The organism is Telluria sp. PB2R4 (assembly GCF_059685695.1).
The window spans coordinates 273,869-297,312 of the sequence record NZ_JCASIC010000006.1; the positions used below are offsets into that span (position 1 = coordinate 273,869).

The following is a 23,444-nucleotide window of genomic DNA, read 5'->3' on the forward strand; positions in this document are numbered from 1 at the left end:
AGGGCCTTTTTAGTTTTTATCGGTCACCATCATGAAGTTTATCGACGAAGCAAGAATTGAAGTCATCGCCGGCGACGGCGGCAACGGGTGCGCCTCGTTCCTCCGCGAGAAGTTCCGCCCGTTTGGCGGCCCCGACGGCGGGGACGGCGGCAAGGGCGGCTCGATCTACGTGGTGGCCGACCGTAACATCAATACCCTGGTGGACTTTCGTTACTCGAAGACCCACCACGGCAAGAACGGTGAACCGGGCCGCGGCTCGGACTGCTACGGCAAGGGCGCCGAGGATGTCTACCTGCGCATGCCGGTCGGCACCCTGATCATCGACGACGTCAACGGCGAGATCATCGCCGACCTGATGGAACACGGCCAGACCGAACTGCTCGCCAAGGGCGGCGAGGGCGGTTGGGGCAACATCCACTTCAAGTCCTCTACCAACCGTGCGCCGCGCCAGAAGACCGAGGGCAAGGAAGGCGAGCGCCGTACCCTGCGCCTGGAGCTGAAAGTGCTGGCCGACGTCGGCCTGCTGGGCATGCCGAACGCGGGCAAGTCGACCTTCATTACCGCCGTGTCGAACGCCAAGCCGAAGATCGCCGACTATCCGTTCACTACCCTGCATCCGAACCTGGGCGTGGTGCGCGTATCGCACGAGAGAAGCTTCGTGATCGCCGATATCCCGGGCCTGATCGAAGGCGCGTCCGAAGGCGCGGGCCTCGGCCACCAGTTCCTGCGTCACCTGGCCCGTACCGGCCTGCTGCTGCACATCGTCGACCTGTCCTCGTTCGATGACAACGTCGATCCGGTCAAGGAAGCCAAGGCCCTGGTCAAGGAGCTCGAGAAGTACGACGAAGAGCTGCTGAACAAGCCGCGCTGGCTGGTGCTGAACAAGCTCGACGTGGTCGAGGATGCCGAACGCAAGAAGCGCGTCAAGGACTTCGTCAAGCGCATGGCCTGGAAGGGGCCGGTGTTCGAGATCTCGGCGCTGAACCGCGAAGGTTGCCAGGACCTGGTCAATGCGATCTACCTGCACCTGGAAGAAAAGCGCCACAGCGAGCAGCGCGCCGAAGAGACCTCGATGACCGAGGAAGCGCGCGGCATCAACTCGATCGACCCGGACGATCCGCGCTTCAAGATCCTTGAAGATTAAAAGGCGCTGACTTGGCAGCCAGTTCCGTCAGTCGCGACTGGCTGCGTGGCCAGTTGCTACATTTGCTCGCCACCGCCAGTTCGCTGGCGGCGCTGGTGGCCATGCTCGATCCCGACCGCATCGCGTCGGCGATGGGCGTCTTTCTCGTTGGCGTGAACGGCTACAGCCAGTTCTACGCCATCTACGTGGGCATGCGCCTCGCTACCGCGATGCTGGCGCTGCTGGCAGCAAGAAGCGGCAACCATCCGCTTCTCGTCGACCTCACCGCATTGTTCCTCCTGGCCCAGCCGGCCGGGCGTCTGGCCGCGGCTTTCGCGATCGGATTGCCGAAGGGGGTATTATTAGCAGTCTGCGCGGTCGAGTTGTTGGCAGGACTTTCCCTGCTGGCCTTACGGCCGCGAGGAAAATTCCTGTCTCCATGAACTCAGTCGCCCACTCAACGCTTCGGCAAGCCTCCCGCATCATCGTCAAGGTCGGTTCCTCGCTCGTCACGGACGAGGGCAGGGGCCTGGACCATGCCGCCATCGCCCGCTGGGCCGCCCAGATCGCCGCGCTGCGCGCCCTCGGCAAGGAAGTCGTGCTGGTATCCTCCGGCGCCATCGCCGAAGGCATGCTGCGCCTCGGTTTCGCTGCCCGCCCGACCGACATCCACGAACTGCAGGCCTGCGCCGCCTGTGGGCAGATGGGCCTGGCCCAGATCTACGAAACCAGTTTCCGCACCCACGGCGTCCAGACCGCCCAGGTGCTGCTGACCCACGCCGACCTGGCCGACCGCGAACGCTACCTGAACGCGCGCTCGACGCTCACGACCCTGCTGCGCCTGGGCGTGGTCCCGATCATCAACGAGAACGACACCGTTGTCACCGACGAGATCAAGTTCGGCGACAACGACACGCTGGGTGCACTGGTGGCCAACCTGATCGAGGCCGACGTGCTGGTGATCCTCACTGACCAGCGCGGCCTGTATTCCGCCGATCCGCGCAAGGACCCGGCCGCGCACCTGATCCAGGAGGCGCAGGCGGGCGACCCGGCGCTGGAAGCGATGGCCGGCGGCGCCGGTTCCAGCATCGGACGCGGCGGCATGCTCACCAAGGTGCTGGCGGCCCGCCGCGCCGCGCGCTCGGGCGCGCATACGATCATCGCCTGGGGCCGCGAAGACGGGGTGCTGGTGCGCCTGGCCGGCGGCGAAATGATCGGCACCCAGCTCACCGCGCCGACCGGCCGCCTGACCGCGCGCCGCCAGTGGATGATCGACCACCTGCACACCACCGGCGAAGTGGTGCTCGACGCCGGCGCCGTGCAGAAGCTCACCAGGGAGGGCAAGTCGCTGCTGCCGATCGGCGTGATCGGCGTGCGCGGCGAATTCGGGCGCGGGCAGGTGATCACCTGCATCGACGAGGCCGGCAATGCGCTGGCGCGCGGCCTGACCAACTACACCAGCAGCGAAGTGCGGCGCATCATGCGCCATTCGTCGGCCGAGATCGAGCGCATTCTTGGTTACGTCGAGGGTGTCGAACTGGTGCATCGCGACAATTTGGTGCTTCTTTGATGGAATGCGCACCACCCTGGTGCGCACGTTGCTGATGAGCTACAAGGCGGACGCCTGACCCGCAGGCGGCCCGCCTTTATTTTTGCCGCTCGGCTACAGCGCATTTACACTGGTAATCACTTTAACCAACTCGCATGTTCGATGAAACTCAGCCGTAAGTTGCCCATTGGTTTTGCCGCTGTCACCCTGATCGTGGCCTGCGCCGGATTCTTCGGCATATACCAGATGAATCAAGCGGTCGACAGCTACAGCGCCGCATCCGCCATGTCCGGCCATGCCCAGCGTGTGGAAGGCCTGCTGTCGCAGTTCCGCCTGCAGACCCAGGAATGGAAGAACACCCTGTTGCGCGGCAAGGACGATGAGCAGCGCGCGAAGTACTGGAAGGCGTTCCAGAAAACCGAATCGGATGTGGCGGGCGAGGCAAGGGCGCTGGCTGCCGCCATGCCGGAGGGCGAGGTCCGCGCGCTGCTGCAGCAGTTCTCGCAGGCGCACGGCAAGATGGGCCAGGATTATCGCAGCGGTTTCGAGGCGTTCACTGCCGCCGGTTTTGATGCGTCCGCAGGCGACGTGGCGGTCAAGGGCATGGACCGTGCGCCGGCCGAGTTGCTGAACAAGGCAGAGGAGGCCATGAGCGGGCAGGCCAAGGCCACCATGGCCGACGCCGAAGCGGTAAGCAAGCGGGCCACCCTGCTCGGCTACACCCTGATGCTGCTGGGCGCGGTCGTATCCGTGGTCGCCGGCGTGTTGGTCTCGCGTTCGATCACGCGCCCGCTCGGCGACGCGGTCGAAGCCGCGCAGAGCGTCGCCGCGGGCGACCTGCGCACCACGATCGAGGTGCGCAGCGACGACGAAACCGGCCAGCTGCTGCAGGCGCTGAACGATATGACCGGCAGCCTGCAGGCCATCGTGACACAGGTCCGCAGCGGCACCGAGACCATTGCCCAGGCCTCGAGCGAGATCGCGCGCGGCAACCTCGACCTGTCGAGCCGCACCGAACAGCAGGCCGGCGCGATCGAGGAAACCGCGTCGTCGATGGAAGAGATCACCTCGACCGTCCAGCAGAACGCCGAGAATGCGCGCCAGGCCAACCAGCTCGCCATGTCGGCCTGCGACGTTGCCGAAAGGGGCGGCCAGATGGTCGAGCAGGTGGTGGGCACCATGGCTTCGATCAGCGAGTCCTCGCGCAAGATCGTCGACATCATCGGCGTCATCGACGGCATCGCCTTCCAGACCAACATCCTGGCCTTGAATGCAGCGGTGGAAGCCGCGCGCGCCGGCGAGCAGGGCCGCGGGTTTGCGGTCGTGGCGAGCGAAGTGCGCAACCTGGCGCAGCGCTCGGCCACCGCGGCGAAGGAAATCAAGGAACTGATCAAGGACTCGGTGCAGCGCGTCGACGCAGGCAACCGGCTGGCCGGCGAGACCGGCGCCACCATGAACGAGATCGTCACCAGCGTGCGTCGCGTGATGGACATCATCGGCGAGATCAGCACCGCCAGCGCGGAGCAGGGCGCCGGCATCGCCCAGGTCAACACGGCGGTCGGCGAGATGGATACGGTGACGCAGCAGAACGCGGCCCTGGTGGAAGAGGCCGCCGCCGCCGCGCAGGAATTGCGCGACCAGTCGCAGGCATTGAACGAGGTTGTCGCGGTGTTCAAGCTCGCGGGTGGCGGGGAAGCGCGAAAAGCCATCGGCATGCATGCGCCCAAGCGCTTGACCGCGTAAGATGGAAGACGCGCCAGGCCTGGCGCGTTTTTTTCATCTGCCCACGGAGCCCATGAACCCGACTTCTCCCCTCGCTGTCGTCCAGGCGCAGCTCGACGCCTACAATGCCAAGGACCTCGACGCGCTGATGCGCACCTATGCACCCGACGCCCGGCAGTACGCACTGCATGGCGCGTTGCTGGCGGAAGGCATCGACCAGATCCGCCCGCGCTACCAGGAGCGCTTCCTGGAGCCTGACCTGCAGGCGCGCCTGCTTACCCGCTCGGTGCTCGGCAACTTCGTCATCGACCTCGAGGTCGTGACCCGTAACTTCCCGGAAGGCCGGGGCACGGTGGAGATGCTGTGCGTGTACGAAGTGGTGGAGGGGCGCATCGTGCGCGCTTCCTTTGCCACCGGCGAAACCAGGCTGGGTCAAGGCTGACTACCCGAGCTCCGCGGCCTGCGCCGCCAGGTCGGCCGCCGGATCCATCGCGCCGGCCGGCGCCGGTGTCTTGTCCTTGAATTCGCACAGGTCGTTGATCAGGCAGTTCCAGCACTTCGGCTTGCGCGCGATGCAGGTGTAGCGGCCGTGCAGGATCAGCCAGTGGTGGGCGTCGTGCAGAAAATCCTTCGGCACGAACTTGAGCAGCTTCTGCTCGACGATGTCGACGTTATTGCCCGGAGCGATGCGGGTCCGGTTCGACACCCGGAAGATATGGGTGTCGACCGCCATGGTCGGCTCGCCAAACGCCGTATTGAGCACCACATTGGCGGTCTTGCGGCCCACGCCCGGCAGGGCTTCCAGCGCCTCGCGTTCGCGCGGCACTTCGCCGCCATGCTGCTCCACCAGGATCCGGCAAGTGCCGATGACATTGGCGGCCTTGGTGTTGTACAGGCCGATCGTCGAGATATAGGACTTGAGTTCGTCCAGGCCCAGGTCCAGGATGGCCTGCGGCGTGTTCGCCACCGGGTACAGGCGGCGCGTGGCCTTGTTGACGCCGACGTCGGTCGACTGCGCCGACAGCAGCACCGCGATCAGGAGTTCAAAGGGCGTGCCGAATTCGAGCTCGGTGGTCGGCTTCGGATTGGCGGCGCGAAAGCGCGTGAATATTTCTAATCTTTTAGCAGGATTCATTCGTTTTGCTTACGTTTTGTCCGGCGGCGTCTCGGGCAAATTCGCGGCGGCCTTCAGGCGCGCGCGCTCCATCGCGGCGGCGATGATGGCGCGCTTGCGTTCCTTCTCCGCCAGTTCTTCCGGCGTGTTGGTCACCTCGGCCGTCACCGCGCGCATCTTTTCCAGTGCCTTGGCGGCCAGGCGGGCGTCGTTCTCTTCGCGTTCGCGTTGCAGGCGCTCGCTGCGGAAGTCATGGCGGCTCCGCGCCGCGTCGGCGGCTTCCTGCGACCAGGCGTCCCAGCCGGTGCGCTCGCCGGTCACGGGTAGCATCGAGATGCAGTCGACCGGGCAGGGCGCCACGCACAGGTCGCAGCCGGTGCACAGGCTCGGCAGGATGCTGTGCATCTGCTTGGCCGCGCCCGTGATGGCGTCCACCGGGCAGGCCTGGATGCACAGGGTGCAGCCGATGCAGAGCGACTCGTCGATGAAAGCGACCGGGCGCGGGCGTTCGATGCCGTTGGCCGGGTTGATCGGGATCACCGGGCGGCCGGTCACGGAGGACAGGCGGCGCACGCCTTCGATGCCGCCGGGTGGGCACTGGTTGATCTCGGCCTCGCCGCGCGCGATCGCTTCCGCATACGGCCGGCATGCGGGATAGCCGCACTTGGTGCATTGCGTCTGCGGCAGTACGTCTTCGATCTGGTCGGCGAGGGTCTTGGTCACGGCGCAAGCGGCGATAAACGCGGGCGGTAAAAGCCGACATTATCCGTCAAAAATCGCGTCAAAAACCAGCAGTGCTGCGACTGCGTGCTGGAGCGAACAGACTGCCGCGTTGGCGCGTGGTGTACTGGAGGCTCGACGCTGAAGAGGAGCTCATATGAACAAACTCATCGTTCCGGTGCTGGTCGCCGCGGTGCTGGCCGGTGGCGCCGCGGCCCAGGCGCACCAGCGCGGCGAACAGGACGCCCGCGCGCAGCACGGCAAGCAGATCGCCAAGGAAGGACGTTACCGCAGCGTGGGCGCCAGCGGCCAGCTCAAGCGCGGCGAACAGCTGCCGCCACGCTACCGCACCCACCATTACGTGGTCGAGAACTGGAAGACGCATCGGCTGACGGAGCCGCCGCCGGGGCACCAGTGGGTGCAGGCGGGAAGCGATTACGCGCTGGTGGCGATCGCGACGGGGATGGTGCAGGAGGTGCTGGTGATACGCTGATACGCTGCCGTCATGGCGGCCCAAACAAAAATGCCGGAGCAAGCTCCGGCATTTTTCACATCCATCAGGCGTGCGCCCGGATGAACTCCCCGATCTTCGGGCAGATGATCTCGCGCCAGCGGCGGCCCGAGAAGATGCCGTAGTGGCCGCAGTTGGGCGCCACGAAATCCAGGTGCATGTTCTTTGGAATTCCGCTGCACAGGTCGTGCGCGGCGCGCGTCTGGCCTGCGCCCGAGATGTCGTCGAGCTCGCCCTCGACGGTGAACAGCGCCACCGTCTTGATGTCCTGCGGACGCACCAGCTGGCCGCCGACCTCCCAGGTGCCCTTCGGCAGGCGGTGTTCCTGGAACACGGTCTTGATGGTCTCGAGGTAGTACTCGGCCGGCATGTCGAGCACGGCGTTGTATTCGTCGTAGAACTGGCGGTGCGCCTCGGCCGAGTCGTCGTCGCCGCGCACCAGGTGCTGGTAGAACTCGCGGTGGCTCTGCGCGTGGCGGCCCGGGTTCATGGCAATGAAACCGGCATGCTGCAGGAAGCCCGGATAGACCTTGCGCCCGAAGCCCGGGTAGTTGCCCGGCACCGAGTAGATCACGGTGTTCTCGAACCACGAGAACGGCTTCTCGACCGCCAGGTCGTTGACCGCGGTCGGCGACTTGCGCGGGTCGATCGGGCCGCCCATCATGGTCATCGTCTTCGGCAGCTTCGGGTCCTTGTTGGTGGCCATCAGCGAAATCGCGGCCAGCACCGGCACGGTCGGCTGGCAGACCGAGATCACGTGCACGTCCGGGCCGAGGTGACGGATGAAGTCCTGGACGTAGTAGATGTAGTCGTCGAGGTGGAACGCACCGCTTGACAAGGGCACCATGCGGGCGTCGATCCAGTCGGTGATGTAGACGTCATGCTCGACCAGCAGGGCGCGCACGGTGTCGCGCAGCAGGGTCGAGTGGTGGCCCGACAGCGGCGCCACGACCAGCACGGTCGGTTGTTTCAGTTCGGCGAAGGCCTGGTCGCTCAGGTCTTTCTTGAAATGGAGGAGCTTGCAGAACGGCTTCTCGACTGCCGTGCGCTCGACGATGCCGACGTCGGCATCCTGGATGCGGACGGTCTTGATGCCGAATGCCGGCTTTTCGTAATCCTTCCCCAGCCGGTACATCAGCTCGTAGCCGGCAGCGATACGCTGCGCGAACGGGGTATGCGCAAAGGGTGAAACGGGGTTCGAGAACAGTTTCGAGGACGCATCGGCCCACTGCATCAGTGGGGTCAGGAAGGAGCGTTGCATCTCGTGCAGTTGGTAAAGCATAAAGGTTTCCTTCGTGTAGACAAGGCGCGTCGCAATTGTTTGCGCGTGCATGCAATTAATTATAGGGGATAGTCATTTACTTGTGGAAACAGTCGTTTTCACATCCCTGATGCATGAACCAGTTGTAGCATATTTGCCCGATACTGCTCGGTGAGGCGCCCCACATAAGCCGGTAGGCCTTGTCCGACAGGGCCATTCTGTTGCGCCGCACTAACTGAACGGCAGATGAGGTGGTATTAAAACAAGGAAATAAAAAATGCCGCCGGGCTTGAGCCGGGCGGCATTTTTTGTGAAGCTTTATTGCTTAGTCGAAAACCGGCGTTTCCACGCCGAGAATCTTGTGCAGCTTCGGCGAGGTCGTCGTGTACTGCATGTGGATCTTCTTGTCCGGGAAGATATACGGCGCGGCGCCGAAGGCGGCCAGCGCGGCTTCGTGGAAGCCCGACAGGATCAGCTTCTTCTTGCCCGGGTAGGTGTTGATGTCACCCACGGCGAAGATGCCCGGCACGTTGGTCTCGAACTTCTCGGTGTCGACCACCTTGAGCTGCTTGCGCTCGATGTCCAGGCCCCATTCGGCGATCGGGCCCAGCTTCGGCGACAGGCCGAAGAACACCAGCAGCATGTCCAGCGGCACGCGGCGGGTGACGCCGTCGGCGCCGGTGACCTTCACTTCGCTCAGCTGGCCAGCTTTCTCTTCGAAGCCGGTGACCTGGCCGATGATCAGCTGCATCTCGTACTCGTCGCACAGGGCCTTCATCTTGGCGACCGAGGCCGGCGCAGCGCGGAAGTCTTCGCGGCGGTGCAGCAGTACGACCGACTCGGCCTTGCCGACGAAGTTCAGGGCCCAGTCCAGGGCGGAGTCGCCGCCGCCGCAGATGACCAGGTTCTTGCCTTCGAACAGGACCGGATCCTTGACGCGGTAGAACAGCTGGGTGTTGTCGAACTTCTCGATGCCGTCGACCTTCATGGTGCGCGCCTGGAACGAGCCGACGCCGGCGGCGATGAAGATGGTCTTGGTGATGAAGCGGGTGCCGGTCGAGGTCTCGACGTTGAAGCGGCCGTCTTCGCGGCGCTGGACGGTGGTGACTTCCTGGCCCAGGTGGAAGGTCGGCTCGAACGGCTCGATCTGCTTGAGCAGGTTGTCGGTCAGTTCCTGGCCGGTGCACACCGGCACGGCCGGGATGTCGTAGATCGGCTTGTCCGGGTACAGTTCCACGCACTGGCCGCCGACGGCCGGCAGCGAATCGATGACGTGGGCCTTGATTTCGAGGAGGCCGAGTTCGAAGACCTGGAACAGGCCGACCGGACCGGCGCCGATGATCACGGCATCGGCGTCGATCGCGCCGGCGAACGAACTGTTGGGAGCGATGCTGCCCGCTTCGTGGGAGGCACTGATAGTCATGCGCTTAAACTTTCTGAAGATATTTTGGAGGCGAGTGAGACGGTGGCCGCTAGTGTGCCACGGTTGACGAACCTGTGCTGACGGCGGCCCCGGGCGGGGCCGCGCGCGTCATGCTCAGCGGGCCAGCTGGTCCAGCTTGTCCTTGACGTCTTTCCACTCGTCCGCGTCTGGCAGGGCCGGCTTGGTCTTGGTGATCGACGGCCAGAAACGCGCCAGTTCCACGTTCAGCTTGATGAATTGCTGCTGGTCCGACGGCACGTCTTCTTCCGCATAGATTGCGTTGACCGGGCACTCGGCGACGCAGACAGCGCAGTCGATGCACTCGTCGGGGTCGATGGCGAGGAAATTCGGGCCTTCCCGGAAACAATCTACCGGGCATACATCGACGCAGTCGGTATAGCGACAACGGATGCACGATTCGGTGACAACGTGGGTCATAACAGTCCTATTTATTAGTGGGTGTCGCGGCACCGGGCGCCCAATGGGCCGGCGGGACTTGCAAAGCACTGTATTTTAGGGCAATTCGGGTTTTCCTACAAATCAGCCTTATACACAATATATATAAGCAAATGTGGACCGTGGCGGCGCGCGCAAGCGGCCGGGCACGGTCCGTCCAGCGCGGTTGGCGGTCATGCGTTGGTCCTGAGGCGGTCGAGCAGCGCCTGCCAGTCGCCGCCGCTGCCGTCCTCGCGCAGGAAAACGGTGTGGCAGCGCTGGCCGTCCTCGACCGTGATTTCCCAGCGCGGCAGGTCGGCCCCGACCGGGCAGCTGGGCGAGGCCGAGAAGAAATCGAGCCGCTGCAGCAGGTCTTCCATCTCGCCGCCGCCCGGGTGCGCGGCGGTGTCGAGGTCGTAGGCTTCGGCCAGCCCGGCGAAGCCGCCGCAGGCGCGGGCGCTGATTTTCATGTTTGATCCGCCACCGCGGACACCGGCACGACCGCCGCGCCGGGCGCGACGCATTCGCCGAGGCGGCCGTTGGCCGCGCACCAGCGCGCCAGCGCCTGGGCTTCGCTGTCGAGCACCCGGTCCACCCGGTAGTATTCGGGCAGGTTCATGGTGCCGCAGCAGGCCCGCCGGTCCTGGCGCGCGCCGGGCTTGTCGCAGACCTTGGCCGCCAGCGGCGCGGCCGGCGGCCGGCTTGCCGCCGCGTCGCCGGGCTGCTCGACCACGTCGCGGCGTGCGAACTGGTTGCGAATGAAAGCGGCGTAGATCGGCGGCTTGCCGTCATCCTGCACGATGCGCAGCATCCCGTTGACCACATCGGCGTAGGTGGCGGCGCTGTCGGGGGCGGCGATCAGGGCGCGCAGCAGCAGCCCGCGCAGGTAGGCCGCCACCCGGTGCAGCACGGCGGCGCAGTCGTCGTGCACGGGGTTGCGCTCGTAGGCGAACAGGTCGGCCAGCACGTCGTACATGGCGCCGGTGAACACCTGGGAGATCGCATGCACCTGGGTGCCGGCCTGGCTCAGCGTCAGGTCGTTGTCGGCGTTGCGCAGTCCGGTACTGCCGCCGAGCGCCATGCCGAACTGCTCGGCGATGTCCGATAAATAGGTCTTGTCGTGCAGGTGGGCCTTGGTCTGGGCCACCACCGCCTCGCACTGGTCGAGCTGGGACAGGGCCAGGAAGATCGCGGTCAGGTCGCCGAAGGCTTCGTGCAGGCCGCCGGTCTGGGGCGGGGCGTCGGCCAGCAGCCACTGCGGCTTGAGGCCGTCGAGCACCGCATGCGCGGTCTCGTGGGCGACGATGTCGAAGGAGCGGCAGGTGTAGATCCGCGCAGACTCGCCGCCCTCGACGCCGTTGGGGATGAAGTCGCCGAACTTCAGGCAGCCCTGGGTGCGGCTGTAGAAGGCATTCATCACGTTCGGCAGGCCGTAGGGATAGACCGCCAGCGGGCGCGTGTCCATGCTGGTGTTCCACTGCCAGGGCAGGGGCATGTCGAGGCCGGCCGCGAGCAGGGCGCGCTGGTACATGGTCAGGGTCTGGCGCACCACCGCGAAGGTGTGCACGGCGTCGAATTGCGGGGTGTCGGGCTGGGTGACGAAGTCGCCATAGGCGTTCGGCTCGACCGCGTCGATGCCGGGCGTACCCGGAGCGATGCGGGCGTCGCGCGGACCGGCCAGCACCGGCCCGGGCAGGTAGGCGCGGCGGGTGCCGATCTCGCCTACCGACGGGTCCTGCTTCCACATCAGCACGCGGGCGCCGAAGGCGTGCGGCAGGGGAGGGGCTTCGGCCTGCTGCTCGTCGTCGGATGCCGGCTCGCCGGCCGGCTCGACCGGCTGCTCGAGCAGCCTGGCGAGGCGGTGCTGCTGCTGGTAGGGGGCGCTGGGTGTGGGAATGAAGCGGACCGGCGGCTGGTCACGGGACGTGTCCAGTTCGTCCGGCAAGAGGGCACCTGGTTCCATGACGGCTCCTTGCGAAATGTCGGGCGGCATCTCCATGGTCGCGCGCCGGGCGGAGCGGGCATTGACGATAATCAATTGATCTAGATAGGAGCCCGAATCGCGCACGAGACTGGCCTACTCGGCCGTCAGCTGGCATCATGGCGGACTTTGCCGTAACGATCAGAAGGAAGGATGACCCAGCATGTCGGAAATTAGCATCGTCCAGGAACACACGCTCAGCCCGCAAGAGGCGCGCGAGGCGGCCCAGCAGGTGGCGCAGCGGATCGCCACCGAATATGGCCTGGCGTGCCAGTGGGATGGGGACGTGCTGCGCTTCGAGCGCAGCGGCGTGGAAGGGGCGCTCAGCCTGGAAGGGCAGCGGGCGGCGATGCGGATCCGCCTCGGATTCTTCATGGGCGCATTCGCGCCGGCCATCGAGGCCAAGGTGGCGGACAAGATGCGCCGGGTGTTCGCGCCCGCCTAGCCCTTCAATTCCTCGATCAGGTCGATGTACTGCTGCATCGCGTCTTCCTGCGAGGTGCCCGCCAGGGCGGCCCAGGCGTCGAACTTGGCGCGGTTGACGAAATCGGTCATGCCCGGGCGCTCGCCGGTGGCGTCGCCGTTCGCGCCCTGCTTGTACAGTGCGTAAATCTTCAGCAAGGTCATGTTGTCCGGGCGTTCCGGCAGATTCTTGGATTCGGCCTGGGCCTGGGCGAACTGTTCCTGCAAGCTCATGAATACTCCTGTGGTGGTTGCGTTGGCAAAAATGCAGGAGGGGATCTTAGCGCAGGCGGGGCGCGTTCACCGCCAAACGGGGTGAACTTTAGAGGGGATGCTCAGGCGGCGCCATGACGGCGCCGCCATCGGTGCGCTCGATTAAACGGCCAGCAGTTCGACGTCGAAGATCAGGGTGGCATTCGGCGGAATCACGCCGCCGGCGCCGCGCGCGCCGTAGCCGAGGCTGGCCGGGATGGTCAGGCGGCGCTGGCCGCCGACCTTCATGCCCTGCACGCCTTCGTCCCAGCCGCGGATCACCTGGCCGGCGCCCAGCGCGAACTGGAACGGGTCGTTGCGGTCCTTGCTCGAATCGAACTTGGCGCCGGCAGTGCCGTCGTCGTTGCGCAGCCAGCCGGTGTAATGGACGGTGACGTGCTGGCCGGCTTTCGCCTCGGCGCCGCTGCCCGCGACGGTGTCTTCGTATTGCAGGCCGGAATCAGTGGTAATGGTGGACATGGTTTTCCCTGTTGTTCAAGTTGAACGGGGATTGTAGTGCATGCATCGCGGCCGCGCCAAACGGGCCCATGGAGCGGGGCGCGTGCGCGCATGTGCGTACAATGGCAAGATTGGAATCCAGACAAGGAGCCGCGATGCTTGATCGTTCCCGCCCTACCTGCCCAGTCCGCTCCGGAGGGGGGCGATGAAGGGCGTCGGCGCCGCCTACCGGCGCGCGCTGCGCGCCCAGTTCTCGCGCCGCATGCTGGTGCTCTCCAGCGCACCGCTGGTGCTTTCGCTGCTGTTGTGGGGCGCCCTGTTGTGGACCGGCCTGCAGCCGCTGCTCGACTGGTTGCAGGGGATGTTCGCGGAGTACGGCTGGTTCCAGTCGAGCGGCACCATGCTGGCCATGCTTGGCCTGGGCATGCTGAAGGTGATGGTGGTGCCGCTGCTGGCGATCGCGCTGTTGCTGCCGCTGATGATCGCCTCGGCCCTGCTGTTCATGGGCGTGATCGCGATGCCGGCGATCGAGCGCCACGTCGGCAACCGCCAGTACCCCAAGCTGGAACGCAAGGAAGGCGGCTCCTTCATCGGCAGCGTCGCCATCAACGTCGGCAGCACCGCGGTATTCGCGGTGCTGTGGCTGCTCACGCTGCCGCTGTACGCGGTGCCGCCGCTGGCCTGGCTGGTACAGGCCTGCCTGTGGGCCTGGGTGACTTCGCGGGTGATGAGCTATGACGCGCTGGCCGCGCATGCGAGCCTGGAGGAGCGCCGCGAACTGATGCGGCGCCACCGCGGCGCGCTGCTGGCGATCGGCTTCGCCTCGGGCCTGGCCGGCGCCTTGCCCGGCATCGCCTGGATGGGCGGCGCGCTGCTGTCGATCGTGCTGTTCCCCTTCCTGGCCCTGCTGTCGCTGTGGCTGTACATCATGATCTTCCTGTTCGCGGGGCTGTGGTTCCAGTTTTACTGCCTGGGCGCGCTGGAGGAAATGCGCGCCGGCGCGCCGGCGTGAAGGAGGGCGCGCATCGGCTGCCATCATTGCGAAAATTTATTCCAAGTCACTGTCCACCGGGAACGCTCGCGGAGCGTTTACGGACAGGTGCAGGCGAGCTGGTGTGAACGGCAATCCTGCGAATTCCGAGCTTTGTAGGACTGCACGCCGTCGTGCTAACTCAGCCGTTGTTTTTTTGCGAAAATTCTGCGCGCGCATCAAATATGTTAAACCGCGTCTCGCGCGTGTCGTATTGATGTGGTGGAATGATACCTGTGGAGGTGCAATCCTGAGTGAGTTTGCACCGCGCATTTTTGCAGACTGACGAGGACCAATCACTCGAACACACCAGGGCAAGGATGGCGGGCAGGTTGAGCAGGGATTGAGCACGAATTGATTCAGACCGGTTGAGCCATCATGGAAAGTATTCGCCGCATCGAGCGGCCTAGTAATGTTATGCAAGCGGTAATGCAAGCGGTAATGCAAGCGCTTGGCAAGTGGTTTGGGCGGCCTGCCCAGGCCATGGCCGGTGGCGCACCCGCGCTCGCGTCCGCGGGCGGCAACGTTCCCCTGTACGAAGCCTATCCGCACCTGGCGGCAGGCGGAGGTGCGCCCGGTGGCGCTCCCGCCTCGCCCCCGGAGCAACCCGACGGTGCGCCCGAGCGCTCGCCCGAGCCGGCGCCGCGCAAGCGCCGCTTCAAGCCCTGGTTCTATCTCGCCCTGCTGATCCTGCTGGTGCTGCTGGGCGGCTGGGGTGCGCTCGAGATGCGCAGCTCGCGCCTGCAGGCGAAGATCTTCGCCGAGATGGCCGACGACCTCAGCTTCCGTGTGGAGAAGGGGGCCAGCCCGCAGATCCGCTTCCCGGCCGCCAGCCCCTACGATACCCGCCTGGGCTATGCCAGCATGCCGGCCTACCTCGAGAAGCTGCAGGCGCGCGGCTACCACGTCGACTCGCAGGCCCGCATGTCGCCCAAGATGGTGGAATTCGCCGACCGCGGCATTTACGCCACCTACCACGAGAAGACCAAGGTCGGCCTCGAGATCCTCGATTGCCGCGCGCAGCCGCTGTTCGCCTCGCGCTTCCCCGAGCGCTTCTATCACAAGTTCGACGATGCACCGCCGCTGCTGGTGCAGAGCCTGCTGTTCATCGAGAACCGCGAACTGCTCGACCCAGCCTACCCGCACCGCAACCCGGCGGTCGAATGGGACCGCTTCTCGAAGGCGGTGTTCGACAAGACCCTGAGCAGCATCGGCCTCGGCGGTGAAGGCCGCGTGGCCGGCGGCAGCACGCTCGCGACCCAGATCGAAAAGTATCGCCACTCGCCGGAAGGGCGCACCGGTTCGCTGGGCGACAAGATGATCCAGATGGCCTCGGCCACGCTGCGCGCCTACCAGGACGGCGAAGACACCACCGGCGCGCGGCGCCAGATCGTGCTCGACTACCTGAATACCGTGCCGCTGTCGGCCAAGCCGGGCTACGGCGAAGTGAACGGCATCGGCGACGGCATGTGGGTCTGGTATGGCCGCGACTTCAACAAGCTCAGCAGCATGCTGCGCGGCCCGATGAACGATTCCGAAGCGGTGACGGCCTACAAGGAAGCGCTGTCCCTGATGATCGCGCAGCGCCGCCCGGCCTACTACCTGGGCGCCGGCGGGGACGACCTGGAAACCCTGACCAACAGCCACCTGCGCGTACTGGCCCAGGCCGGCGTGATCACGCCGCAGCTGCGCGACGCCGCGCTGAAGGTGCAGTTGCGCCCGGCCCAGGCCTCGGGCGTGGCCGCGCCGGGCGCCGACGCCTTTGTGTCGCGCAAGGCCGCCAACGCGGTGCGCAACCACCTCGGCTACCTGGTGGGCGATTCGCGCCTGTACAACCTCGACCGCCTCGACCTGTCGGTGGTGTCGACCCTCGACGCCTCGGTGCAGAAAGCCGTCACCGACACGCTGCGCCAGCTGTCCGACGCCGAGGTGGCGAAGGCGGCCGGCCTGACCGGCAAGGGCCTGCTCGGCAATGGCGACCCGTCCCAGGTGGTGTACAGCTTTACCCTGTATGAGCGCGGCGAGCACGTGAACTACCTGCGCGTCCAGACCGACAACTACGACCAGCCGCTCGACATCAACGAAGGCGCGAAGCTCGACCTCGGCTCCACCGCCAAGCTGCGCACCCTGGTGAGCTACCTCGACATCGTCGACCAGCTGCACAAGCGCTTCGAATCGATGGACGAGATCGGCCTGATGGGCGTGGAAGTCGATGCGAAAGACCGCATGTCGCAATGGGCGCTCGAGTATTTCCGCACCCTGCCGAAGGGCGCCGACCGCGGCCTCGCGCCGATGCTGGCGGCCGCAATGGACCGCAAGTACTCGGCCAACCCGGGCGAAGCCTTCTTCACCGGCGGCGGCCTGCACACCTTCGGCAACTTCAGCAAGCTCGATAACAGCAAGATCATGACGGTCACCGAGGCGCTGCGCCAGTCGACCAACCTGGTGTTCGTGCGCATGATGCGCGACGTGGTGCGCTACTACATGTTCCAGCTGCCGGGCTCTTCGGCCCAGCTGCTGGCCGATGCCGACGATCCGCGCCGGCAGATGTACCTGGCCCGCTTCGCCGACAACGAAGGCAAGGTGTTCATGGCCAAGTTCTGGAACAAGTACAAGGGCAAGACCCCGGCCGAGATCGAGGCGCTGCTGTTCTCCGGCGTGCGCCCGCTGGCCTCCAAGCTGGCCGCCGCCCACCGCACCGTGTTCCCGAATGCGACGCCGGCGCAGTTCGGCGCGTTCATCACCAGGTCGCTGCCGTCCTCCAGCGACATGGACCCGGACCGCATCCCCAAGATGTACGACATGTACGACCCGCGCAACATGTCGCTGGCCGACCGCGGCTATGTGGCCTCGGTGCACCCGCTCGAACTGTGGCTGGCGGGCTACCTGTACGCCCACCCCAAGGCCGGCTGGACCGAAGTGACCAATGCCAGCGTCAAGGAGCGCCAGGAAGTGTATTCCTGGCTGTTCAAGACCCACCGCAAGCATGCGCAGGACAACCGCATCGCCGGCCTGCTCGAGGTCGAGGCCTTCCTCAAGATTCACGCCCAGTGGAAGAAGATGGGCTATCCCTTCGATTCGCTGGTGCCGTCCTACGCAACCACGCTCGGGGCCTCGGCCGACCGTCCGGCTTCGCTGGCCGAGCTGATGGGCATCATCGTCAACGGCGGCGTGCGCAAACCCGTCGAACGCATCGACTCGCTGCACTTCGCCAAGGGCACGCCGTACGAGACCCTGGTCAAGCGCAGCAAGGGCGGCGGCAAGGAGCAGGTGCTGGCGCCCGAAGTTGCGCGCGCTGTCGCCGATGCGATCCAGGGCGTGGTCACCGACGGCACCGCCAAGCGTGTCAAGACCGCCTTCACGCAGCTTGATGGCAGCGTGATCGCCGTGGGCGGCAAGACCGGCACCGGCGACCAGCGCTTCGAAGTCTATGCGCGCGGCGGCCGCGTGATCGAGTCGCGCTACGTGAACCGCTCGGCCACGTTCGTCTTCAATATCGGCGAACGCTACTTCGGCAGCATGACCGCGTACGTAGCAGGACCGCAGTCCGGCAACTACGACTTCACCAGCGCGCTTCCGGTGCAGCTGTTGACCAACCTGGCGCCGAGCCTGATGCCGATGATCGAACCGCCTCCGGGCAGCGTGGCCGCCCAGCGTCAGTGCGTCCGATAAAGGACACGGTCCGGCGACCCGGGGGCGCCGCGAGGGGTGGCAACATCCTGCGCGCCATGACCCGGGTGCGCCAGTTCAGCTTCGTGTCCCTGCGTGACTTGCTGGTGGCAAGCGGGCCGACGCTGCTGGCGGCGATCGCGGTGGCGGTGCTGGCCTACCTGTGGGTCGACCCGGCGCCGCCGCGCCACCTCACCATGGCCACCGGCCAGTTCAACAGCGCCTATGAGGAATTCGGCCGCCAGTACGCGCAGCGGCTGGCGCGCGACGACATCAAGCTGACCCTCCAGCCTTCGCTGGGTTCGCACGAGAACCTGCAGCGCCTGATCGATGGCAAGGCCGACGTCGCTTTTGTGCAGAGCGGCTCGACGCAGGACGGGCAGGCGCAGCAGGCTGGCCTGGTATCGCTGGGCAGCCTGTTCACCGAGCCGGTCTGGCTGTTCCTGCGCGAAGGCGCCAAGGTGAATCACCTGACCGACCTGAAGGCCAGGCGCATCAACCTGGGCCCGGAAGGCACCGGCGTGCCGCGCCTGTTCCGCCAGGTGCTGGACGCGAACGGCATCGAGCCGAACGAGCTGCAGATCGGCGCGCTGGAAAATACGCCGGCCACGATGGAACTGCTGGCGGGACGGATCGACGGCCTGGTGTTCAGCTCCGCCCCGGAAGCGCCGCTGATCCAGATGCTGCTGCAGACGCCCGGCATCAAGCTGTTCAACTTCAGCCAGGCCGATGCCTACACGCGGCGTTTGCCCTTCCTGACCCACGTGGTGCTGCCGCGCGGGATCGTCGACCTCGGGCGCGACATCCCGGCCCAGGACTACCACCTGATCGCCCCCACCGCGACCCTGGTGGCGAGGGAGGACCTGCATCCCGCCCTGGTGGGCCTGTTGGTGAAATCGGCCGGCGAGATCCACGGCAAGGCCGGGTGGTTCCAGCAGCAGGGCCAGTTCCCGTCGCCGAAGTACACCGAGATTCCGGTGGCGCGCGAGGCGGAGCGCTACTACCGCGACGGCCCGCCCTTCATGCAGCGCTACATGCGCTTCTGGCTGGCCAACCTGTTCGAGCGCCTGTGGGTGGTGGCAGTGGCGCTGGCCGCGCTCCTGATTCCGCTGTCCAGGATCGTCCCGCCGATCTACGTGTGGCGTGTGCGCTCGCGCGTGTACCGCTGGTACGGCGAGCTGCGCAAGGTGGAGCAGGAGCTGGAAGCAACTGGGCCGGAAGCGCGCGAAGGCGAACAGGCCAGCGCGCGAGAGAGCCTGTTGCGCCGCCTGGACGACATCGAGGAAAGCGTCAACCATATCTCGATCCCGCTCGCCTACGCGGAAGAGCTGTACCGCCTGCGCAGCCACATCAACTTCGTGCGCGAACGGGTGCGCGGGACCATCGACCAGCACGGAATTGCCACTGCGCCATTGGCGAAATAGCAAAACAACGGCGGATTCGGATTACACTGGCGGTCTTTGTCCCGTCACCCGAAAGAAGCCATGATTCCTCAATCGTTTGCCGCCCTGGCCCTGGGCGTGATGCTGGCCTGCAGCGCCGGCGCGCAGGCGCATGAGCACGCCGCGCAGGCCGCCGCATCGCAAGCCGATGCGCCTGCCCAGAAGCGCAACCCGCGCGAAACCTATACCAAGTACGAATACCGCATCCCGATGCGCGACGGCGTCAGGCTGTTCACCACCGTGTACGTGCCGAAGGACAGCGCCAGGCCATATCCCTTCCTGGTGCAGCGCACCCCGTACAGCGCCGGCGTATTCGCGCAGGGCGAGCAGCGCTACGGCGTCGACTGGTTCCCCGAGGCGCTCAGCCCCTCGCGCGAGCTGGAAGATTCCGGCTACATCTTCGTGACCCAGGACGTGCGCGGCCGCTACATGTCGGAGGGCGTGTGGCAGGAGATGACGCCGCATGCCAAGGGCAAGCGCGCCACGGGAGAGGGCCAGGAAAGCGAGGACATGCACGACACCGTCGAATGGCTGCTCAAGCACGTCCCGAACAACAACGGCCGGGTCGGCATCTGGGGCATCAGCTATCCGGGCTTCTACACCGCGGCCAGCATCATCGATTCGCACCCGGCGATCAAGGCCGCCTCGCCGCAGGCCCCGATCGCCGACCTGTACATGGGCGACGACTCGTACCACGGCGGCGCCTTCATGCTGTCGGCGAACTTCGATTTTTACTCGGCCTTCCTGCCGCAGCGGAATCCGACCCCCGGCAACAAGGAGCGCTCGCGCTTCGCCTACGGGGAGGCCGACGCGTACGACTTCTTCCTGAAGCGCCTGACGCTGCCGAACATCCTCGCCACCATGACGGACGAGCAGCGCGCGCTGCTGGTGCCGACCATCGAGCACGACACCTACGACGCGTTCTGGCGCTCGCGCGCCATCACGCCGCACATGAAGAACGTCAAGGCGGCGGTGCTGACCGTGGGCGGCTGGTTCGATGCCGAAGACCCGGCCGGGCCGCTTGCCATCTACAAGGCGGTCGGCAAGTACAACCCGGGCACGCCGAATGCGCTGGTGATGGGGCCGTGGGTGCACGGCGGCTGGGCGCGCGGCGACGGCGCACGCCTCGGTCACGTGAATTTCGATGCGAAGACGGGCGAATACTTCCGCCGCGAGATCCAGTTTCCGTTCTTCGAGCAGCACCTGAAGGGCGTGAAGCCGGCGCGCGCCTTGCCTGCGGTGACGGCCTTCGAGACCGGCACCAATGTCTGGCGCAGCTACCCGGCCTGGCCGCCGGCCCCGGCGAAAGCGCGCACCCTGTACTTCGGCCCGAACGGCACGCTGGGCTGGCAACAGCCCGCCGCCAGCGGGGCCGGCTACGACGAATACGTGGCCGACCCGCATAAACCCGTGCCCTTCATCGGCTACCCGGCCACCGGCGTGCCGCGCGAATACATGGTGTCCGACCAGCGCTTCGCCGCCACCCGTCCCGACGTGCTGGTCTACCAGAGCGAGGTGCTGGAAGAAGATGTGACCATCGCCGGCCCGGTGCTGCCGAAGCTGTTCGTGTCGACCACCGGGACGGATGCCGACTGGGTGGTCAAGCTGATCGACGTCTACCCCAGCGAATACCCGACCCCGACGGCGGAACGCAAGGGCAACGACGTCGGTCCGCCGCACCTCAACCTGGGCGGCTTCCAGCAGCTGGTGCGCGGCAATCCGCTGCGCGGCAAGTTCAGGAACAGCTTCGAGAAGCCGGAGCCGTTCACCCCGGGCAAGCAGGAAGCGCTTTCCTTCGACATCGGCGACGTGCACCACACCTTCCGCCGCGGCCACCGCATCATGGTGCAGGTGCAGAGCTCGTGGTTCCCGCTGATCGACCTGAATCCGCAGACCTTCACCCACATCCCGAAGGCCAAGCCGGAAGACTTCAAGAAGGCGACCCAGCGTGTGCATCGTGCGCCGGGGGCGGCGTCCGGCCTGCAGTTGATGGTCATGCCGGCGCACTGATGTTCGTCGTGTGGGCCGGTTTCCGCCCACACGGCAAGTTCAGGCTCCGATCCAGGGCAGCCCGGCCTTGCACCAGCCGCCCACCGTCTTGCGATGCCCCTCCGCATCGCGGTCCCCCTCGAAGCCTTCCAGGATGTCGTAGGACTCGGCGAAGCCATGTTCGGTCGCCACGCGCGCGCTGTGGCGCGAGCGTACGCCCGAGCGGCACAGGAACAGCAGTACCTCGTCCTGGCGCGCCACTTGCGCCAGCTGCGCACCGAATTCGGGATTCGGCGCGCCGCCCGGGTAAGTGGCCCACTGCACCGCGACGTGCTGCGCCTCCGGAAGCGCCACCCGGCCGACCCAGTCGCGCTCGGCATTGGTGCGCACGTCGACCAGCTTCACGCGCGGATCGCCCTGTACTAGCGTGAAGGCTTCCTCGGGCGTGACGGCGCCGGCATAAGGCTGGCCCGGGGCGCGCCGGCGGGCAAGGGCAAGGATGGTCTCGGTGGTGGTCATGGTGTGATCCAGTTTGAACAAGAAAAGGTGATGCACCAACTTGGTTCGGTGTATCCTGCGCTGCTGTGGTGCATGGACTGCAATACTGCACCAATGTAGTGCGACGACGCATTCAGGTGCACGGCGTCTACCGGAAGATTCTAGGACGGATACCAGCGAATTCCAACGAAGCATTGTGCATTTACTCATAACGCCGGGTTGGCACAGTTCATGCTTTGATGTAGAGCAAGTTGCCGCATTGCGAGCTTTCCAGTGCGGCACCCCCTTTTCAATCAGGAGATACGAATGGCAAAGACGGCTGCAGACGTAATTCAACTCATCAAAGACAACGAAGTGAAGTTCGTTGACCTGCGCTTCGCGGACACCCGCGGCAAGGAGCAGCACGTGACCGTCCCCGTGTCGCATTTCGACGAAGACAAGTTCGAGTCGGGCCATGCCTTCGACGGTTCGTCGATCGCCGGCTGGAAGGGCATCGAAGCCTCCGACATGCTGCTGCTGCCGGATCCGAATACCGCCAATCTCGACCCGTTCATGGAAGAGACCACGCTGTTCATGCAGTGCGACGTGATCGAACCGTCGGACGGCAAGGGCTACGACCGCGACCCGCGCTCGATCGCCAAGCGCGCCGAAGCCTACCTGAAGTCGACCGGCATCGGCGACACCGCCTTCTTCGGTCCGGAACCGGAATTCTTCATCTTCGACTCGATCCGCTGGAAGATCGACATGTCGGGCTGCTTCGTCAAGATCGACTCGGACGAGTCCTCGTGGGCGACCGACAAGGAAATCGAAGGCGGCAACAGCGGCCACCGTCCGACCGTCAAGGGCGGCTACTTCCCGGTCCCGCCGGTCGACAGCTTCCAGGACATGCGCTCGGAAATGTGCCTGATCCTCGAATCGATGGGCATTCCGGTCGAAGTGCATCACCACGAAGTGGCCGGCGCCGGCCAGAATGAAATCGGCACCAAGTTCTCGACCCTGGTCGAGCGCGCCGACTGGACCCAGAACATGAAGTACGTGATCTGGAACGTGGCCCACAGCTACGGCAAGACCGCCACCTTCATGCCGAAGCCGATCAACGGCGACAACGGCTCGGGCATGCACGTGCACCAGTCGATCTGGAAAGACGGCAAGAACCTGTTCGCCGGCGACGGCTATGCCGGCCTGTCGGATACCGCACTGTTCTACATCGGCGGCATCATCAAGCACGCGCGCGCCCTGAACGCGATCACCAACCCGGGCACCAACTCGTACAAGCGCCTGGTGCCTGGCTACGAAGCCCCGGTCAAGCTGGCCTACTCGGCCCGTAACCGCTCGGCCTCGATCCGCATCCCGCACGTGGCGAACCCGAAGGGCCGCCGCATCGAGACCCGTTTCCCGGATCCGCTGGCCAACGTCTACCTGTGCTTCGCCGCGCTGATGATGGCAGGCCTGGACGGCATCCAGAACAAGATCCACCCGGGCGAAGCCGCGACCAAGGACCTGTACCACCTGCCGCCGGAAGAAGACAAGCTGATCCCGACGGTGTGCTCCTCGCTGGAAGAAGCGCTGGAAGCCCTGGACAAGGACCGCGAGTTCCTGACCCGCGGCGGCGTGTTCAGCGACAGCATGATCGATGCCTACATCGAGCTGAAGATGAACGAAGTGCAGCGTCTGCGCATGACTCCGCATCCGGCCGAATTCGACATGTACTACTCGTCGTAATCGAAAGGTCAACAGAACCGTTGCGCCCATGCATCAGCGCGCGTAAGGCTCTGTAACAAAGGCGGGGAAAGCGAGGGCTTTC

At 65.6% G+C, this 23,444-nt stretch carries 22 protein-coding genes; 12 read left to right on the forward strand and 10 right to left on the reverse strand.

All coding sequences use genetic code 11. The features are described 5' to 3' along the window. Positions 1 to 31 precede the first annotated feature (31 nt). The 5 genes from cgtA to AC56LU_RS12835 all read left to right on the forward strand — a co-directional run bounded on the left by cgtA (position 32) and on the right by AC56LU_RS12835 (position 4,836). Positions 32 to 1,144 carry an Obg family GTPase CgtA gene (gene cgtA, locus AC56LU_RS12815; protein ID WP_497175984.1) on the forward strand — a complete coding sequence of 371 codons (1,113 nt, stop codon included), beginning with the start codon at positions 32 to 34 and terminating at the stop codon, positions 1,142 to 1,144. Between the two features lie 11 nt (positions 1,145 to 1,155). After that, positions 1,156 to 1,566, forward strand: a complete 411-nt coding sequence (locus AC56LU_RS12820) for a hypothetical protein (RefSeq protein WP_497175985.1) — start codon at positions 1,156 to 1,158, stop codon at positions 1,564 to 1,566. Beyond that, positions 1,563 to 2,693 (forward strand): glutamate 5-kinase, encoded by a 1,131-nt coding sequence (proB, locus tag AC56LU_RS12825; protein WP_497175986.1) that lies wholly within the window; start codon positions 1,563 to 1,565, stop codon positions 2,691 to 2,693. Before AC56LU_RS12820 ends, proB begins: the two co-directional genes overlap by 4 nt. A gap of 141 nt (positions 2,694 to 2,834) precedes the next feature. Further along, the gene (locus AC56LU_RS12830; protein WP_497175987.1) at positions 2,835 to 4,415 is read left to right on the forward strand and encodes a methyl-accepting chemotaxis protein; all 1,581 of its coding nucleotides are present in this window, start codon (positions 2,835 to 2,837) and stop codon (positions 4,413 to 4,415) included. A 52-nt stretch (positions 4,416 to 4,467) separates the two neighbouring features. Continuing rightward, positions 4,468 to 4,836: a nuclear transport factor 2 family protein gene (locus AC56LU_RS12835; protein ID WP_497175988.1), complete on the forward strand. Its 369-nt coding sequence runs from the start codon at positions 4,468 to 4,470 to the stop codon at positions 4,834 to 4,836. On the opposite strand, the gene nth is transcribed toward AC56LU_RS12835, so the two are convergent. Beyond that, entirely contained in the window at positions 4,837 to 5,529 is a 693-nt protein-coding gene (nth, locus tag AC56LU_RS12840) for an endonuclease III (RefSeq protein ID WP_497175989.1), read from the reverse strand. Positions 5,530 to 5,538: 9 nt separating this feature from the next. After that, positions 5,539 to 6,231, reverse strand: a complete 693-nt coding sequence (gene rsxB, locus AC56LU_RS12845) for an electron transport complex subunit RsxB (protein WP_497175990.1) — start codon at positions 6,229 to 6,231, stop codon at positions 5,539 to 5,541. A 154-nt stretch (positions 6,232 to 6,385) separates the two neighbouring features. Between rsxB and AC56LU_RS12850 the strand changes: the two genes are divergently transcribed. Next, positions 6,386 to 6,721: an RcnB family protein gene (locus AC56LU_RS12850; RefSeq protein ID WP_497175991.1), complete on the forward strand. Its 336-nt coding sequence runs from the start codon at positions 6,386 to 6,388 to the stop codon at positions 6,719 to 6,721. Positions 6,722 to 6,785: 64 nt separating this feature from the next. On the opposite strand, the gene AC56LU_RS12855 is transcribed toward AC56LU_RS12850, so the two are convergent. The 5 genes from AC56LU_RS12855 to AC56LU_RS12875 all read right to left on the reverse strand — a co-directional run bounded on the left by AC56LU_RS12855 (position 6,786) and on the right by AC56LU_RS12875 (position 11,821). Beyond that, the gene (locus AC56LU_RS12855) at positions 6,786 to 8,021 is read right to left on the reverse strand and encodes a polyhydroxyalkanoate depolymerase (RefSeq protein WP_497175992.1); all 1,236 of its coding nucleotides are present in this window, start codon (positions 8,019 to 8,021) and stop codon (positions 6,786 to 6,788) included. Between the two features lie 304 nt (positions 8,022 to 8,325). Continuing rightward, on the reverse strand, positions 8,326 to 9,423 hold the full coding sequence (locus tag AC56LU_RS12860; RefSeq protein ID WP_497175993.1) for an NAD(P)/FAD-dependent oxidoreductase: 1,098 nt from the start codon (positions 9,421 to 9,423) through the stop codon (positions 8,326 to 8,328). Between the two features lie 114 nt (positions 9,424 to 9,537). Next, positions 9,538 to 9,861 (reverse strand): ferredoxin FdxA, encoded by a 324-nt coding sequence (gene fdxA, locus AC56LU_RS12865; RefSeq protein WP_497175994.1) that lies wholly within the window; start codon positions 9,859 to 9,861, stop codon positions 9,538 to 9,540. Between the two features lie 191 nt (positions 9,862 to 10,052). After that, positions 10,053 to 10,328, reverse strand: coding sequence for a protealysin inhibitor emfourin (locus AC56LU_RS12870; protein ID WP_497175995.1), 276 nt, complete (start codon positions 10,326 to 10,328; stop codon positions 10,053 to 10,055). Continuing rightward, positions 10,325 to 11,821 carry a hypothetical protein gene (locus AC56LU_RS12875; protein ID WP_497175996.1) on the reverse strand — a complete coding sequence of 499 codons (1,497 nt, stop codon included), beginning with the start codon at positions 11,819 to 11,821 and terminating at the stop codon, positions 10,325 to 10,327. Before AC56LU_RS12875 ends, AC56LU_RS12870 begins: the two co-directional genes overlap by 4 nt. A gap of 181 nt (positions 11,822 to 12,002) precedes the next feature. Here AC56LU_RS12875 and AC56LU_RS12880 point away from each other — a divergent pair, with 181 nt between their 5' ends. Further along, positions 12,003 to 12,284, forward strand: a complete 282-nt coding sequence (locus AC56LU_RS12880; RefSeq protein WP_497175997.1) for a polyhydroxyalkanoic acid system family protein — start codon at positions 12,003 to 12,005, stop codon at positions 12,282 to 12,284. Here AC56LU_RS12880 and AC56LU_RS12885 read toward each other — a convergent pair. After that, the gene (locus AC56LU_RS12885; RefSeq protein ID WP_497175998.1) at positions 12,281 to 12,535 is read right to left on the reverse strand and encodes an acyl-CoA-binding protein; all 255 of its coding nucleotides are present in this window, start codon (positions 12,533 to 12,535) and stop codon (positions 12,281 to 12,283) included. The genes AC56LU_RS12880 and AC56LU_RS12885 overlap by 4 nt on opposite strands. A 141-nt stretch (positions 12,536 to 12,676) precedes the next feature. Next, on the reverse strand, positions 12,677 to 13,033 hold the full coding sequence (locus tag AC56LU_RS12890) for an FKBP-type peptidyl-prolyl cis-trans isomerase (protein WP_497175999.1): 357 nt from the start codon (positions 13,031 to 13,033) through the stop codon (positions 12,677 to 12,679). Positions 13,034 to 13,217: 184 nt separating this feature from the next. Here AC56LU_RS12890 and AC56LU_RS12895 point away from each other — a divergent pair, with 184 nt between their 5' ends. From AC56LU_RS12895 to AC56LU_RS12910, 4 genes are all read left to right on the forward strand, one after another. Next, positions 13,218 to 14,024, forward strand: a complete 807-nt coding sequence (locus tag AC56LU_RS12895) for an EI24 domain-containing protein (protein ID WP_497176000.1) — start codon at positions 13,218 to 13,220, stop codon at positions 14,022 to 14,024. Between the two features lie 459 nt (positions 14,025 to 14,483). Further along, positions 14,484 to 17,714, forward strand: a complete 3,231-nt coding sequence (locus AC56LU_RS12900) for a transglycosylase domain-containing protein (protein ID WP_497176001.1) — start codon at positions 14,484 to 14,486, stop codon at positions 17,712 to 17,714. A 56-nt stretch (positions 17,715 to 17,770) separates the two neighbouring features. Further along, positions 17,771 to 19,135: a TAXI family TRAP transporter solute-binding subunit gene (locus AC56LU_RS12905; protein ID WP_497176019.1), complete on the forward strand. Its 1,365-nt coding sequence runs from the start codon at positions 17,771 to 17,773 to the stop codon at positions 19,133 to 19,135. A 60-nt stretch (positions 19,136 to 19,195) separates the two neighbouring features. Further along, complete coding sequence (locus AC56LU_RS12910) at positions 19,196 to 21,163, forward strand: CocE/NonD family hydrolase (protein WP_497176002.1); 1,968 nt, start codon at positions 19,196 to 19,198, stop codon at positions 21,161 to 21,163. A gap of 39 nt (positions 21,164 to 21,202) precedes the next feature. Here the strand turns inward: AC56LU_RS12910 and AC56LU_RS12915 are convergent, their stop codons facing one another. After that, positions 21,203 to 21,661: a rhodanese-like domain-containing protein gene (locus AC56LU_RS12915; RefSeq protein ID WP_497176003.1), complete on the reverse strand. Its 459-nt coding sequence runs from the start codon at positions 21,659 to 21,661 to the stop codon at positions 21,203 to 21,205. 285 nt (positions 21,662 to 21,946) lie between these two features. On the opposite strand from AC56LU_RS12915, the gene glnA reads away from it, so the two are divergent. After that, entirely contained in the window at positions 21,947 to 23,362 is a 1,416-nt protein-coding gene (gene glnA / locus AC56LU_RS12920) for a type I glutamate--ammonia ligase (protein ID WP_497176004.1), read from the forward strand. Positions 23,363 to 23,444: the final 82 nt, after the last annotated feature.